At 33.0% G+C, this 15,274-nt stretch carries 11 protein-coding genes; 6 read left to right on the top strand and 5 right to left on the bottom strand.

Going from position 1 to position 15,274, the window contains the following annotated elements:
* Positions 1–245 precede the first annotated feature (245 nt).
* The 5 genes from AC23L6_RS01705 to AC23L6_RS01725 all read left to right on the top strand — a co-directional run bounded on the left by AC23L6_RS01705 (position 246) and on the right by AC23L6_RS01725 (position 7,903).
* A complete protein-coding gene (locus AC23L6_RS01705; protein ID WP_487560566.1) occupies positions 246–1,751 on the top strand; it encodes a YfcC family protein in 1,506 nt (501 codons plus the stop codon).
* Between the two features lie 123 nt (positions 1,752–1,874).
* On the top strand, positions 1,875–4,070 hold the full coding sequence (locus tag AC23L6_RS01710; RefSeq protein WP_487560567.1) for a S9 family peptidase: 2,196 nt from the start codon (positions 1,875–1,877) through the stop codon (positions 4,068–4,070).
* Between the two features lie 3 nt (positions 4,071–4,073).
* The gene (locus AC23L6_RS01715; RefSeq protein WP_487560568.1) at positions 4,074–5,579 is read left to right on the top strand and encodes a peptide MFS transporter; all 1,506 of its coding nucleotides are present in this window, start codon (positions 4,074–4,076) and stop codon (positions 5,577–5,579) included.
* Positions 5,580–5,586: 7 nt separating this feature from the next.
* A complete protein-coding gene (locus AC23L6_RS01720; RefSeq protein WP_487560569.1) occupies positions 5,587–7,392 on the top strand; it encodes a peptide MFS transporter in 1,806 nt (601 codons plus the stop codon).
* A 46-nt stretch (positions 7,393–7,438) separates the two neighbouring features.
* Positions 7,439–7,903 carry a thioredoxin family protein gene (locus AC23L6_RS01725; RefSeq protein WP_487560570.1) on the top strand — a complete coding sequence of 155 codons (465 nt, stop codon included), beginning with the start codon at positions 7,439–7,441 and terminating at the stop codon, positions 7,901–7,903.
* A gap of 3 nt (positions 7,904–7,906) precedes the next feature.
* On the opposite strand, the gene AC23L6_RS01730 is transcribed toward AC23L6_RS01725, so the two are convergent.
* The 5 genes from AC23L6_RS01730 to surE all read right to left on the bottom strand — a co-directional run bounded on the left by AC23L6_RS01730 (position 7,907) and on the right by surE (position 12,843).
* Positions 7,907–9,928, bottom strand: a complete 2,022-nt coding sequence (locus AC23L6_RS01730; protein ID WP_487560571.1) for a ComEC/Rec2 family competence protein — start codon at positions 9,926–9,928, stop codon at positions 7,907–7,909.
* A 79-nt stretch (positions 9,929–10,007) separates the two neighbouring features.
* Positions 10,008–10,625 (bottom strand): C40 family peptidase, encoded by a 618-nt coding sequence (locus tag AC23L6_RS01735; RefSeq protein WP_487560572.1) that lies wholly within the window; start codon positions 10,623–10,625, stop codon positions 10,008–10,010.
* 44 nt (positions 10,626–10,669) lie between these two features.
* Positions 10,670–11,782 (bottom strand): lipid-A-disaccharide synthase, encoded by a 1,113-nt coding sequence (gene lpxB, locus AC23L6_RS01740; protein WP_487560573.1) that lies wholly within the window; start codon positions 11,780–11,782, stop codon positions 10,670–10,672.
* Between the two features lie 22 nt (positions 11,783–11,804).
* Positions 11,805–12,077, bottom strand: coding sequence for a hypothetical protein (locus AC23L6_RS01745; protein ID WP_487560574.1), 273 nt, complete (start codon positions 12,075–12,077; stop codon positions 11,805–11,807).
* Complete coding sequence (surE, locus tag AC23L6_RS01750) at positions 12,064–12,843, bottom strand: 5'/3'-nucleotidase SurE (protein WP_487560575.1); 780 nt, start codon at positions 12,841–12,843, stop codon at positions 12,064–12,066. Before surE ends, AC23L6_RS01745 begins: the two co-directional genes overlap by 14 nt.
* Before the next feature lie 177 nt (positions 12,844–13,020).
* Here surE and AC23L6_RS01755 point away from each other — a divergent pair, with 177 nt between their 5' ends.
* Positions 13,021–15,273, top strand: coding sequence for a carboxy terminal-processing peptidase (locus AC23L6_RS01755; protein WP_487560576.1), 2,253 nt, complete (start codon positions 13,021–13,023; stop codon positions 15,271–15,273).
* Position 15,274: the final 1 nt, after the last annotated feature.

A 15,274-nucleotide genomic window follows, 5' to 3' on the forward strand; every position in this document is an offset into this window, starting at 1 on the left:
TGCCCATAATAGGTGATAGGTAGATAAAAGGTTTAAGATAACCCGTTGGGAGCAATTATTAAAAACGTCAGTTCGAGTGTTTTTTGTGCAGTAAAACGGAACAAAAAATGTATCGAGAACCGTTTTTAATTCTAATTTTACTTGTTCTCGATACACTTTTCTGAAGAAAAGCACTCGAACTGACGAAAATTAGTATCAAAAACTAATTTCAACCAAACGGGTTAAGATATTTTAAAAACAGAAATATGACAAAGAAGAAATCGCTTCCTAGACCAATAACCATTTTGATGCTTGTGATTTTACTAGCTGCTATCAGTACATGGTTATTGCCTTCTGGTCAATACAATAGATTGTCTGTTGAAGAGGGCGGGAAAAGATTTGTTTTGATAACAAACACTTCAGAAATAAAATTACCATTTACACAAAAAACGCTCGATAGTTTAAAAATAGTAATTCTAATTCAGAAGTTTGAATCAGGGGAAATTCGCAAGCCAGTATCTGTACCTGATACGTATCAAAAGTTAGAAAGTAATCCTCAGGGATTGATGAGCGTGTTACAAGCTCCAATAAAAGGGATCATTGAAAGTATCGATATTGCTCTTTTTGTATTGATTATTGGTGGTTTTATGTATGTTTTTAATGAAACTGGCGCCATGATAAAAGGAATTAGTGCACTTTCTCACACCATGCGTGGCAGAGAGCCAATGCTTATTGTCATTCTCACCTTGTTATTTTCATTCTTGGCGGCTTCTTATGGTATGGCTGAAGAGGCATTGGTGTTTTATCCTTTATTGGTTCCTATTTTCCTGGCAGCAGGCTATGATTTATTGGTGCCGATAGCTATAATATTTGGAGGTTTAAGTCTTGGAAACATCAGCAATTTTTCAAATCCATTTTCGGTAATTATTGCCTCGAATGCAGCTGGAATCAATTGGATGGATGGTTTGTTTGAAAGACTTTTGATTTATGTTATTTCTAATGTAATCTATATTTGGTATGTTTTGAGATATGCCGCTAAAATTAAAAAAGATCCTAAAAAATCTCTTGTGTATCAAATTGATGGACATGTAAAACCAGTTTTTGATACTGATATCAGTCAAATTGCTACTATCCAAAAGTTGGATTCCAAAACTATACTGTTATTGAGTGTCTATTTTATAACTTTTATCACCATGATTATTGGAGTGGTTTTTCGTGGTTGGTGGACACTTGAAATGTCTGCATTGTTTTTAGCAGCATCTATTTTGACTGCTGTGATTGTAAAAATGAAAGAGCAAGTATTTATTTCTGAATTTATAAAAGGGTGCGAAAGTTTGTTGTCAGTCGCTTTTATCATAGGAGTGGCAAGAGGTGTTACTATAGTTTTGAACGAAGGTCATATTAGTGATTCTATATTATTTTACTGTGCCAACATGGTTCAAGGTGTACATCCAGCTTTGTTTGTTATTTTGCTGATGTGTTTTTATCTTTTCTTTTCTCTTTTTATACAGTCTAGCTCCGGAATGGCTGTGCTTACTATGCCTATTATTGGTGCATTAGCGATAATAGTCAACATACCTGGTAGAGAAATTGTTAACTCATACATTTATGGAATGGCAATTATGGGTTTTGTAGCACCAACGGGCCTTATTTTGCCAACATTAGCCTTGGTTAACGTAAGTATAAAAACTTGGATTAAATTCATCACCCCTGTATTAATATTATTGATTGTGTTGTGTTCATTATTCTTAATAGTTGGGATTTATAGTTGATAGTGTTTGTTATTTTAAAACAAAAACATTTTTTTAGTGGAAATAATTCATTTAACACAAAAAAAAGTAATTATGTCTAATTTTTTCACTAAAATTGACTCCTTTAATTTTTACAATTAATTCATGAGTTCAAACAAAATTACTATTTTCTTTTTAGTAGTATCCTTAGCTGTTTTTTCGCAAAAAAAGATAACCATTGAAGAAATTTACTCAGGGGCTTTTCGAACAAAAGAAATGTACGAATTGCAATCTCTAAAAAACACCAATCAATACACTGTTTTAAATTTTGATAGAGCAACCAGAAGCATGCAAATTGATTTGTATGATTTTGCAACTCTAAAAAAAGTAGCCACTCTTATTGATACTAAAGATTACAAAGAATTGGCAGACGGAATTGATAGCTATTCTTTCAGCGCGGATGAAAAAATGATTTTAATCGCTAATAATTCAAATTCAATTTACCGTTATTCTTTCACTGCAGATTATTATTTATATTCTATTGTTAATAAAGAATTGACGAAACTATTTGATTTTCAAATTCAAGAACCTACATTTTCTCCTGACGGTACAAAGATTGCCTATGCTAAAGAAAATAATATTTACATCTATGATTTAGCTACTAAACAGTCTACCCAAATTACCACTGATGGTGAAAAAAATAAAATCATTAATGGGATTACGGACTGGGTTTATGAGGAAGAATTTAACGACCCAAGAGCTTCAGGAAATCCTTTTATAAGAGCCTTTGATTGGAGTTTGGATAGTAAAAAAATTGCCTACATCCGATTTGACGAAAGTCAAGTTCCTGAATTTTCAATGACCGTTTTTGGAAAAGAGTTGTATCCTGCCGTAGAAACTTTTAAATATCCAAAGGCTGGAGAAAAAAATTCTGAAGTTTCTTTACATATCTATGACGTGGCTACTGCCAAAACAAAGCCAGTAAATCTTAGTAATTATTCCGACTTCTACATTGCAAGAATAAAATGGACAAATGATTCCAACATATTGAGTGCTCAAATACTAAATCGCCACCAAGATAATTTGGATTTACTATTTATAGACGGAAATATTGCAACTGCAAAAGTAATCTTAAATGAAAAAGACAAAGCGTATGTCGACATTACTGATAATCTAACTTTTTTAAAAGACAATAGTTTTATTTGGACCAGTGAAAAAGACGGTTTTAACCATATTTATTTGTATGATAAAACTGGAAAATTAAAACGACAAATTACAAAGGGTAATTGGGAAGTAACAGGATATTATGGGCTTGACGAAAAAACAAGCACTATTTTTTATCAATCAGTTGAAAACGGTTCTATTAACAGAGACATTTATAGAATCAATTTGGATGGGAAAGGTAAAGTACGTCTTTCTTCACGAGAGGGTACCAATGAAGCAACTTTTAGTCCTAATTTTCAATTTTACATCAATACTTTTTCAAGCGCAACTCAGCCAACAACCAATACACTTCATGATTCAAAAACTGGAAAGCAATTACAAGTCATAGAAACCAATGGAGCCTTGAGTGATAAACTAAAGGCGTATAACTTACCTGCAAAGGAGTTCTTTGTTTTAAAAACAGAAAAAGGCAACGAGTTAAATGCTTGGATAATAAAACCAAAAGATTTTGACGCTACAAAAAAATATCCTGTTCTACTATTTCAATATTCCGGTCCAGGAACTCAGGAAGCAGGGAATGTTTGGAATGGTTTGGACGATTATTGGTATTTCATGCTAACTCAACAGGGCTATATTATAGCTTGTGTTGATGGAAGAGGAACTGGTTTTAAGGGTGCAGATTTTAAAAAATGTACTCAAGGACAACTAGGGAAATATGAAGTAGAAGACCAAATTGATGCCGCAAAAGTTATCGGAAATTATCCCTATGTAGATAAATCTAGAATTGGAATTTGGGGTTGGAGTTACGGCGGTTTTATGTCGGCCAACTGTTTGTTAAAAGGAGCAGATGTATTTAAAATGGCTATTGCCGTTTCTCCAGTTACGAATTGGCGTTTCTATGATAGTATTTATACCGAGAGGTATTTGCAAACACCTCAAGAGAACCCTAGTGGATATGATGAAAATTCTCCGATAAATTATGTGGATAAACTGAAAGGTAAGTTTCTTTTGATACATGGTTCTGCCGATGATAATGTTCATTTGCAAAATTCGATGCAAATGATGGAAGCACTAATTCAAGCCAATAAGCAGTTTGATTCCCAAATTTATCCAGACAAGAATCATGGAATATATGGAGGTAAAACCCGAATTCAATTGTACACCAAGATGACTAATTTTATTAAAGAAAATTTATAGAAGATGACTAAAACAGCTGCGCCAACATTAGAAGAAATTCAGAATTTTGAAGGGAAATATCCAAAGCAATTATGGTATTTGTTTTTGGTGGAGATGTGGGAACGATTTTGTTTCTATGGTATGCGTGGGGTTTTGACCATTTTTATGGCCGATCAGATTTTAGGATTGTCATTATCTGATAAAGAAGCCAATTTGAAATATGGAGCTATTCAGGCTTTTGTGTATGCCTTTACATTTATAGGAGGTATTTTTGCTGATAAGATTTTAGGGTTTAAAAAATCACTTGTTTTTGGTGCCACTGTAATGATTATTGGGAATTTAATTATAGCATTTTCACCACAAGTATATTTTTATTTAGGAATCACTTTATCAATTATTGGAACGGGATTCTTTAAACCTAATATTTCTTCAATGGTTGGAGAATTATATAAAGAAGGAGATAGTAGGAGAGATGCTGGTTTCGGATTGTTTTATTCAGGAATCAATTTAGGTGCCTTACTCGGAGGAGCTGTCTGCGTTTATTTTGGAACAAGTCCAGATTATGGTTGGAGCTATGCCTTTTTATCTGCGGCTGTAGTAATGATGATTGGATTGATAACGTTTGTTGCAATAAAAAAATCATTAGGTCCAATAGGTGATTCACCATTACTTGATTTGAGTGCATCAAAAAGGACTATAAAGGAAGTTGCCGTTTATTTGGGTTCTCTAATCAGTATTCCTTTTATTTTTATCATGATTAAAAATACGGATTATACAGATTATTTCATGTATACCATTGGTCCCCTGGCAATTTTGTATTTCTTATATGAAACTGTTGTTGAGAAAGACAGTAAATCTCAAAAGAAATTAATAGCTGCATTTATTTTTATTTTATTTTCGGTTATTTTCTGGGCTTTTTTCGAACAAAGTGGAGGTTCTTTAGCACTTTTTGCTAAAAATAATTTGAGTCATAATCTATTGTTTTTTGAAATTAACCCCAACATTGTCAACAATACTTCTAACTCATTATTTGTGATTGTTTTCAGCCCAATTTTAGGATTAGTATGGCTGGCAATGGCCAAAAAGAAGATAGAGCCCAATACGGTTTTGAAATTCGGAATCGGGTTTTTATTTTTAGCTTTATCATTCTACACCTTCTACTACACCCGATTTTTTGCTGATGTTCAAGGTATAACCTCACTGAATATATTTACGATTGCTTATTTTATCATTACTTTTGGAGAGTTATGTTTGTCTCCCATAGGATTATCAATAATGACAAAATTATCTCCAAAAAGACTTTCAGGGATGATGATGGGAATGTGGTTTTTAGCCAGTGCTTATGGGCAATATGTAGCAGGATTATTGGGTGCAGGAATGTCCTCACCAGATGAAAATGCCTCATTACTCACAAAATTACAAGGCTATACAGACGGATATTATCAATTGGCAATTTATGCTTTAATCGCAGGAGCAATATTAATAGTTATATCTCCATTAATCAGGAAATTAATGCAGGAAGTAAAATAAAAGAAACATGAATCAAAACTCAACCGATCAATTTTTTAAAAATCCAGTTTTAGGGCATCCAGCTGGATTATTTGTATTGTTTTTTACCGAAATGTGGGAGCGATTTTCCTTCTACGGTATGCGTTCTTTACTGATACTATTCTTGACAACATCTGCAGTTGATGGAGGTTGGGAATGGACTAGAGAAAATGCGTCCGCTTTATTTGGTTCCTATGTGGGATTAGTATATTTATCGACGATGCTTGGAGGCTATTTTGCAGACAAAATAATTGGGTTTAGATGGGCAATAGTTCTAGGTGCAACTTTGATGACGTTGGGGCATGCCTCCATGGCTATTGAAACTCATTTTTCAATCTATTTAGGATTGGTATTATTGGTTTTTGGGAATGGTTTTTTTAAGCCTAATATGACTTCAATCATTTCTGAAATGTACAAAGATCGTCCAGAGAAAAAAGACGGTGCCTATACCTTGTTTTATATGGGTGTTAATGCTGGTGCGTTCTTCGGAATTTTACTCTGTGGTTACCTTGGTGAAAAAGTGGGATGGAGTTATGGTTTTGGTCTTGCTGGAATTTTTATGTTTTTTGGAACCTTGCAGTTTTGGTTGTCTCAAAACATTTTTGGGAATATTGGTTTGAAGCCAAATAAAGAAAGTGTTGCTAAGACTACGGCGTCTGATACAGATAAAAGAAATCCTTTTACACCAGTCCAATTAGGAGTTATAGCGCTAACATGTATTTTGGGATTACTCTGGATTTTGAATGATCCTGCCACAAAAATATCAGGAGGTAAAGTAAATATTTTTGCTTTTTTGGGTGATAATGGAAATGCCGTAGCCATACTTACGGCCTTAGTTTTATTTATTGGATTATTACTTTACAGATTTACCCAATATTCAAAAATTACCAAAGAGAAGTTAACGGCGGTAACCTTTTTTGCCTTTCTATCCGTTGCCTTTTGGGCTATTTTTGAGCAATCGCCCAATAGCTTAACCATCTTTGCTAATGATTATACAAATAGAGTTTTAGTAGGTAATTGGAGTGTGATATTTTTAGTGATAAATTCACTAATAACTATATTGCCTTTGGCCATCATTACTTGGGTTTTGTATTTGTTATTCAAACAAACTTTTAAGAATTATGCTGTTGCAAATGTTATTTTGAGCGCTAGTTTTGTTATAGTTTGGGCTATAGCCATTTGGATGTTAGCCAAGGATTATTACACTGCAGGATATTTATCGCTATCAGATAGCACTTTAGAATTCTTAAAAATTGATAAGGTTACAAAACCCCTGACAGAAGTGCCAGCAACATGGTTTTCTACATTAAATTCCTTGTTTATTATTTCACTAGCACCTTTATTTTCTAAATGGTGGGAAAGTAAGTACAATCCATCTGCTAATAATAAATACGGAATTGGAATGGGACTTTTAGCATTAGGAATGGCTTGTGTAGCCTTTGGAGCAAGTGGTATAGCTCCTGGAGCCAAAACGGCTTCGGTGAGTATGATTTGGTTGATTTTAGTATATTTGTTTCACACTATGGCTGAATTGTGCATTTCACCAGTAGGATTGTCATATGTAAGTAAGCTCGTTCCAGCAAGAATGATTGCATTTATGTTTGGAGTTTGGTATCTTGCAGTTGCAATTGGAATGAAAGGAGCAGGAATGTTTGGAGAAAATATTGATAAAATTGCAAATGAGCATGGATTGAGTTATTTCTTTTGGATGCTCACCATAATTTCAATTTCAGTAGCTTTGTTTTCTGTTGTGATGGCTCCAATTATTAAGAAATTGATGCATGGTGTTCGATGATTTTAGGCATGATTTTTGAAAATAAAATAGTAAAGTAACATACCCTATGAAAAAAATAGTTTTAATTATAGCATTCTTTATCGGTTCAATAGCAGTTGAAGCTCAAGAACTTACGTGGGAGACCAATTTTGATAAAGCGGCTGAGATTTCGATGAAAACCAAAAAGCCAATATTACTTTTTTTCACAGGAAGTGATTGGTGTGGTTGGTGTATTCGTTTGCAAAAAGAAGTATTAAAAACCCCAGAATTTGCTAGTTGGGCGAAAGATAAAGTTGTTTTGGTTGAGGTTGATTTTCCAAGAAGATCCCCTCAATTGCCAGAAACTCAGCAACAAAATAATCAGTTGCAACAACTGTTTGCCGTACAAGGGTTTCCAACAATATGGTTTACAAGACCTACTACAAAAGAAGGAAAAATTAATTTAGACAAATTAGGAAGTACGGGTTATGTTGCAGGAGGTCCATCTAAGTGGATTGAAGGTGCTAATCAAATTTTGTCAGTAAAACAATAATCTTTATTTCAACCTATAGAATCCCTTTTCAGCAGTAGCATGAAAAGGGATTTTTTCTTTTATACAAGTTGTTTTCCAAACTTTTACATAACTTTTATAATTTGACGCATCTGCAATTATGAGTTCTGGATGCATCTTTTGAAGCAGTCTTTCTAAGCTTATTTTGGGCGATTGCGTGATTAACACAATATTAGGATTGGTGGTATAGGGATACACACCTGAACTATCAATTATTAGTATTTTCTTATCCTTGAAGAAGGCAGTGTTTTTGAGCTTCTTTTTATCTTTAAGTTTGCTAAAATTGGCAACTAAATAGGGTTTTAAGACGTTATTTTTTGGAATGCTATCACCATAGAGAGTCACATTTCTTCCTATTCTTTCTCCAATTAAGGTCGATTTTTTAATATTAAAAACGATAAATTCTCTTTCTTTTTGGGTGTTCCATATCGAAACAAAACAGCTGGTTTGAAAAAGCAGTAACGATACAAGACTTAGAATTAATTTAGGATAGCTCGGTTTTTTTATCCAAAGTATGACGCAAATGATTATTAAGTATAAACTAATTAGCATGTGCCAATTAAAAGGAATGTCTTTAATAATAAAGTTTTCAAATGAAGCTACCCAACTAATAGTTGTGTTTAAAAGTGTAATACTATATTCAACTATTTTTGAAAGGTAAAAATTGACATAGTTCAAAGAAGCCAAGAGCATTACAAAAACGCCTAAAGCCATTATTATTCCCAAGGCAGGTAGGATAATCAAATTTGTCACAAAAAACAGTCCTGGGAATTGATGAAAATAATATATACTTAGAGGCATTGCTCCAATTTGTGCAGCAAAGGAAACGGTTAAAATATCCCAGAAATAGGTTTGAATCTTATTTTTTGGAGTCCAAATTTCTGACAATAAAGGCTGTAGCCAAAGAATAAAAAACAGAGCGATGTAGCTCAACTGAAACCCAACATCAAATAAAAAAGAAGGTTGATGCAGTAGAATAAAAAATAAGGATATTAAAAGGGTATAATAAATATTGGTCTTTCTTTTCAAACAAATGCCTATGGCGACAAATGAAAACATCGTTACTGAGCGAACTACAGATGGTGACATTCCCGCAAGAATTGCGAAACCCCACAAGGAAAGTAGAGTAACAATCAGCCTTGTATATGAGCCTGTTTTGTTTTTCGGAATGGGTTGTAATAAAAAAGTGATGAAGAGCAGGATGAATCCTACATGTAATCCAGAAACAGACAGAATATGAATGGCTCCTGCATATTGATAATCGGTTAAAATTTCTGGGGAAATATCCTGCTGTTGTCCAAGTATGAGAGCCGCTACAACATTTAGTTCTTCGTTTCTAAAACCAGATTTTTTTAAATTTTGGAGTATTCTGCTTCTAATTTTATCTGAATAATACCAGATGTCTTTGTTAATTGTGTTAGCTACTTCTACTTCTTCGATGCCAACATACATTTGAGCCATTATGGATTTGTTAAGTAAGTATTTTCCATAATCAAACTGGTCCGGGTTATTGATGGGTTTGTGCTTTATGATGTTTCCTTTAATTCGAAGATGGGATCCAATTTCTAATTTTTCAGTTAATTTACTGATGTAAAAATTGACAATTATTTTCCCCGAACTTTTTTGGTTGTCAATTTTTTTGACTATACCCACATATCTATTACTAAAACTGGAGTTTTTTAATTTCTCTCTTAAAACGAGCTCAATGACATGCTCTTTTTCAAAATCGTGTATTTGATGGATATAATTATTTTTTTGAAAATAATCGTTATGTATTGTTTGCGTAGTTGCTCCTATAAAAAAAGATAAAATATAAAGACTGATTGCAAAGTAGATTTTTTGAGTAAAATCTTTTTTTGAAAGTAGAAAGGCAATGAGAAAAGCTACAAATGAGATTAAAACTAGGCTGAAAAGTATCTCGGGTTTAGGGCTTGTATAAAAGGAAAACAAAATTCCAAAAACAAAAACAAGAATAATCTTTGTCAAAGGGTATTGAATTATTTTCATTAGGCGAATAGTTTTATAAGTGTCGATGCATCTTTAATAAAACTAAAATACTAAAAAATTAACAAGGAAGTACTTGTTATTATAAAATTCTATTGGCCTGGATAAAAGTTTTTTCGTAATAAGGTTCTTTGGTGGAAGAAACAATTACCCCTTTTTGAGTTGAAGAATGTATAAACTTAATTTCATCTGGAGTTACTTCAATTACCATACCCACATGATTGATGATATTTCTACCATTGGTTTTAAAGAAAATCAAATCTCCTTTTTGAATTTCATTAGGATTTAGTACCCTTCCAATTTTAGCCATATCCACAGAGGAACGCGGTAAAATAATATCAAATTTTTTGAAAGTGGCATACATTAAGCCCGAGCAATCAAACCCAGCAGGTGTTGTTCCACCAGCTTTATAATTTGCGCCAAGATTGTCTGAAGCGGTATTAATTAATTGTTTTACTAAATAGCTAGTGTTCTCATCCGATGTGAAATAATCGTCATCATTATTTTCGTTTAGATGACTTTTTTTAGTGATTTTTTTTGGAACAGATTTTTGTTCGGTATTTCTTACAACCCCTTTTTTGGGTTGAGGCAAACTGTAGATTCCTTTTTCTTGAGCCTCTTTTTTTGATGTTATAATAGTCGATGTGGGCTTACATGAGCCCAGAAAAACAAGTAAAAGAAGAGGAATAATTTTTTTCAAGGAAAAATATTTTTTGCAAATTTAAGGAATTACTATAAACGATGTTATTTTAGATTTCGTACAATAAGTTGTGCAGTTTTTTTACTAGCTCCAATTCCTCCTAGTTTAGATTCTAAGATATCATATTTTTTTAAGAGCTCATTTCTATTGTTGGGTTCTAGTATTTTTTTTAATTCAATACGAATGTTTTTTGAATTGCATTTATCTTGAATTAATTCAGTTACAACTTCTTCATCCATGATAAGGTTCACGAGTGAAATGTATTTTAGGGTAATAATTCGTTTTGCGATTTGATACGAAGCCCAACTTCCCTTGTAACAAACTACTTCAGGAACTTTAAACAAGGCAGTTTCTAAGGTTGCTGTTCCAGAGGTAACTAAAGCAGCTGTTGAGTGGCTTAATAAATCATATGTTTTATTTGCAATGAAATGAACATTTTTTGATTTTAAAAATGGTTCATATAAAGTATAATCTTGGCTTGGTGCTCCTGCAATTACAAATTGATAATCGGCAAAATCATCGACCACAGCAAGCATTACGGATAACATTTTTATAATTTCTTGTTTTCTGCTACCCGGAAGAATGGCAATAATGGGCTTGTCTTCTAGATTATTTTCTTTTTTGAAAGTGGTAGCATCTATTTGTTTTTTATTGTGAATAGCATCAATCAAGGGATGTCCAACAAATTCAACGCGGAAATTATGTTTTTTTTCGTAGAAATCTTTTTCAAAAGGAAGAATTACATATAATTTATCGAAATCTCTTTTGATAGCCTTAATACGATTTTCTTTCCAAGCCCAAATTTGAGGTGAAATATAATAATGAGTTTTTATGCCCTTAGCTTTTGCCCATTTTGCAATTCGCATATTAAAGCCAGGATAATCTATAAAAATGAGTACATCGGGATTAAAACTTAGAATATCTTTTTTGCAAAATTTAATGTTATTCAAGATGGTTTTTAAGTTAAAAATCACTTCGATAAAACCCATAAAAGCCAGCTCTTTATAGTGCTTTACTAGCGTTCCTCCAGTTTTTTGCATTAAATCTCCACCCCAAAATCGGATAGAAGCATTGGTGTCTTCTTCATACAATGCTTTCATTAAATTGGAGCCGTGTAAGTCCCCCGAGGCTTCTCCTGCAATGATGTAATATTTCATTTCAATACTTTAATAGGTTGTTTCAAATTAACAAAGTGATAATTGTTAAAAGTATGGTTCCAAGAATTACACCTCTGGCCATTAGTTCTTTGTTAAATTTTAATAAAAGAAAGAAAATAATAATATTCAAAATTGAACCAAGAGAGATAATTTTTCCTAATTTCCCCTGAAATCTTAAAATTTTTATTCCTTCGATAAAATTATATTCTGTAAACACTTCAATAAAAATATAACTGCCAATCACTGAAGCAATTATTCCCATAAAAAGGCCCGCGAGTAAATCAGTTTTCTTCATTTAAATTCCAAGTGTTGAGTTGTTGAATGCTATGATGTGCTGTCATGTCAAATTGAATAGGAACTATTGAAACATATCCATTTTCAAGAGCCCATTCATCGGTGTCTTCTCCTTTGTCTTGATTAACAAATTCACCCGTCAACCAATAATAATCCTTGCCTTGGGGTGTTTTTCTTTTGTCAAATTTCTCCATCCATAAGGCTTTAGCTTGACGACAAATTTTTATGCCTTTTATCTCATTTTCCTTTAGTTTAGGCAAATTTACATTTAGGATTACACCATCAGGCAGTTTGTTTTTAAGTACTTCAAGAGCTATTTTTTTTATATACGACTTTATGGGAGTGAAATCGGCGTTCCAATCATAATCTAACAGAGAAAAACCAATAGCTGGAATTCCTTCTATACCCGCTTCTACTGCTGCACTCATTGTGCCAGAATAAATCACATTAATAGAAGAGTTAGATCCATGATTGATGCCAGACACACACAAATCAGGTTTTCTGTGAAGAATTTCGTTTACGGCTAATTTTACACAATCTACTGGAGTTCCTGAACAGTTGTATTCTACAATTGGGCTGTTGTCAGCTGATATTTTATTCAAATATAGAGTGCTGTTTATAGTAATGGCATGTCCCATAGCACTTTGAGGTTTGTCTGGAGCCACTACAACAACATCACCAATTTCAGACATAATTGCAATTAATGTTCGAATACCAGGAGCAGAAATGCCGTCATCATTGGTAACTAAAATCAAGGGTTTATTCATAGTTATTACTTTGTAAAAACACTAGTACCATGGGAATGATTATTTTTTGTCATTCAAATAATCCGTACAAAAATAAGCTTTTTTGCGTGGAAGTTATTAAATTAGCATCTTTAACAAAAAATTAGCGGGCTGTAAATTACTTGGCATGGTTTTTTGTGTAATTTAGTTCAAAAATTAATGAATACTGTTATCCAATATATGAAAAGAAATTATAAGTTACTCTTGGTTGTTGTTGCCATATCTGTGGGACTTTGGAGTTTTATTCCTAAAGTTAATGAAGGAGATCCAGAGAAAGATAAATTGCTTTTAGAACTTTTAACTTTTGTTATCGAAAGAGGGCATTATGAACCAGCAGCAATAGATGATAAATTTTCTAAAGGAGTTTACAAGGATTATATCGAAGCTTTAGACCCTTCAAAACGATTCTTCTTGCAATCAGATATCAATGAGTTTCAACAGTATGAAACACAGATAGACGATCAAATTAAGAATAAAGATTTGTCTTTTTTTGATTTAACATATAGTAGATTGGTGAAAAGAATTTCTGAAAGTAAAAATTTCTACAAAGAGATTCTCGATAAGCCCTTTGATTACTCCATTCAGGAAGAATTCAATACTGATTATGAAAAATTACCTTTTGCTCAAACTACTGAAGAATTGAGAGAAAAATGGAGAAAGCAAATTAAATTGTCTACACTTTCATCTTTGACCGATAGATTGAAACTTCAAGAAGACAAAAAGAATGGAGTTGTCAGCAACAAAGAAAAATCAGATGATATTACAAAGTCTAAAACAGACATAGGATTGAACCAACAATTCACTGAAAATAAAGATTCTGATAAGCCTAAAACATTTGAGCAGTTAGAAAAGGAAACCAGAGAAAGTTCTCTGAAATCGCTAAACGAATATTATAGTTTTGTTGAGGATTTAGATAGAAACGATTGGTTTTCAGTATACATTAACGCCATTGCATCTCGTTTTGATCCGCATACCAATTATTTTCCACCAGATGAAAAGGAACGATTTGACGTGAGTATGAGTGGGAAGTTAGAAGGAATTGGAGCTAGACTTCAAAAAAAGAATGATTACACTGAGATTTCAGAATTAATATCTGGTGGTCCAGCATGGAGAGGAAAAGAGTTAGAAGCGGGTGATATTATTATGAAAGTTGCTCAAGCAGACAAAGAACCTGTTGATGTTATAGGAATGCATCTTGATGATGTTGTGAAAAAAATAAAAGGTCCAAAGGGTACAGAAGTACGTCTAACAGTGAAAAAAGTAGATGGAACCATAAAAGTTATTTCTATCATTAGAGATATAGTAGAAATCGAGGAGACCTATGCCAAATCAAGTATAGTAAATAAAAACGGACTGAAATATGGAATTATTTACCTTCCAAAATTCTATATCGATTTTGAAAATAACGACAGTCGAGATGCAGGAAAAGATATGGCGATTGAAGTGGAAAGACTTAAAAAAGAGGGTGTAAGTGGAATCATTGTTGATGTAAGAGATGATGGAGGAGGTTCTCTTAAAACGGTGGTTGATATAGCAGGATTATTTATAGAACAGGGGCCTATAGTTCAGATAAAATCGGCTGGAAGAAAGAAAGAGGTTTTGTATGATAAAGACAGTAGGGTACAATGGGATGGTCCATTAGTTATAATGGTGAATAGTTTCTCAGCATCAGCTTCAGAAATTCTAGCCGCAGCCATTCAGGATTACAGAAGAGGTATTATTATTGGCAGCAAACAAACCTATGGAAAAGGAACTGTTCAAAATGTGATTGACCTGAATCAATTTGTTAGAAATAGTGCTGTTGGGGATTTAGGCGCATTGAAAACTACCACACAAAAATTTTATAGAATTAATGGAGGTTCTACTCAACTAGAGGGAGTGAGTAGTGATGTTGCAATGCCTGACCGATACGCTTATTTGAAAATGGGAGAGAGAGATATAGACAATGCCATGCCTTGGGATAAAATCGATCCAGCTGAATATAAATTTTGGGACAAACAAAACAATTTTGACAAGGCTATAGACAATAGCAAGAAAAGAATTGCAATGAACGAAAAATTCAAGCTAATTGAAGAAAATGCAAAATGGATTGACGAGAGAAATAAAGAGAATATTTATAGTTTAAATATTGACAAATTCAAGGCCGATCAAGCAGCAGTTGAACAAAAAGCCAAGAAATATAAAGTGATTTCGGATTATAAAAATCAATTACAATTTTCGTCTTTGCCAAATGAGATTGAGGCAATGAAAACCGATATTACTCTCAAAGAAAAGAGAGAAAGATGGCACGAGAGTTTGTCAAAAGATATTTATGTAGAGGAAGCCATAAATATTTTAGATGATTTACAGCCTAAAGGGATTGTTAAGAAAAATGTGTCAGCTGTAAAAAAAGATAAATTAGTGAAACACTAAT

It is taken from the genome of Flavobacterium sp. R1_16, from assembly GCF_057652095.1.

Excerpts from the sequence above, each read along its gene's own strand:
- AC23L6_RS01715 (WP_487560568.1), top strand. The coding sequence starts at position 4,074 with ATGACTAAAACAGCTGCGCCAACATTAGAAGAAATTCAGAATTTTGAA.
- AC23L6_RS01710 (WP_487560567.1), top strand. The coding sequence starts at position 1,875 with ATGAGTTCAAACAAAATTACTATTTTCTTTTTAGTAGTATCCTTAGCT.
- surE (WP_487560575.1), bottom strand. The coding sequence starts at position 12,843 with ATGAATAAACCCTTGATTTTAGTTACCAATGATGACGGCATTTCTGCT.
- AC23L6_RS01745 (WP_487560574.1), bottom strand. The coding sequence starts at position 12,077 with ATGAAGAAAACTGATTTACTCGCGGGCCTTTTTATGGGAATAATTGCT.
- AC23L6_RS01705 (WP_487560566.1), top strand. The coding sequence starts at position 246 with ATGACAAAGAAGAAATCGCTTCCTAGACCAATAACCATTTTGATGCTT.
- AC23L6_RS01755 (WP_487560576.1), top strand. The coding sequence starts at position 13,021 with ATGAATACTGTTATCCAATATATGAAAAGAAATTATAAGTTACTCTTG.
- AC23L6_RS01725 (WP_487560570.1), top strand. The coding sequence starts at position 7,439 with ATGAAAAAAATAGTTTTAATTATAGCATTCTTTATCGGTTCAATAGCA.
- AC23L6_RS01730 (WP_487560571.1), bottom strand. The coding sequence starts at position 9,928 with ATGAAAATAATTCAATACCCTTTGACAAAGATTATTCTTGTTTTTGTT.
- AC23L6_RS01720 (WP_487560569.1), top strand. The coding sequence starts at position 5,587 with ATGAATCAAAACTCAACCGATCAATTTTTTAAAAATCCAGTTTTAGGG.
- lpxB (WP_487560573.1), bottom strand. The coding sequence starts at position 11,782 with ATGAAATATTACATCATTGCAGGAGAAGCCTCGGGGGACTTACACGGC.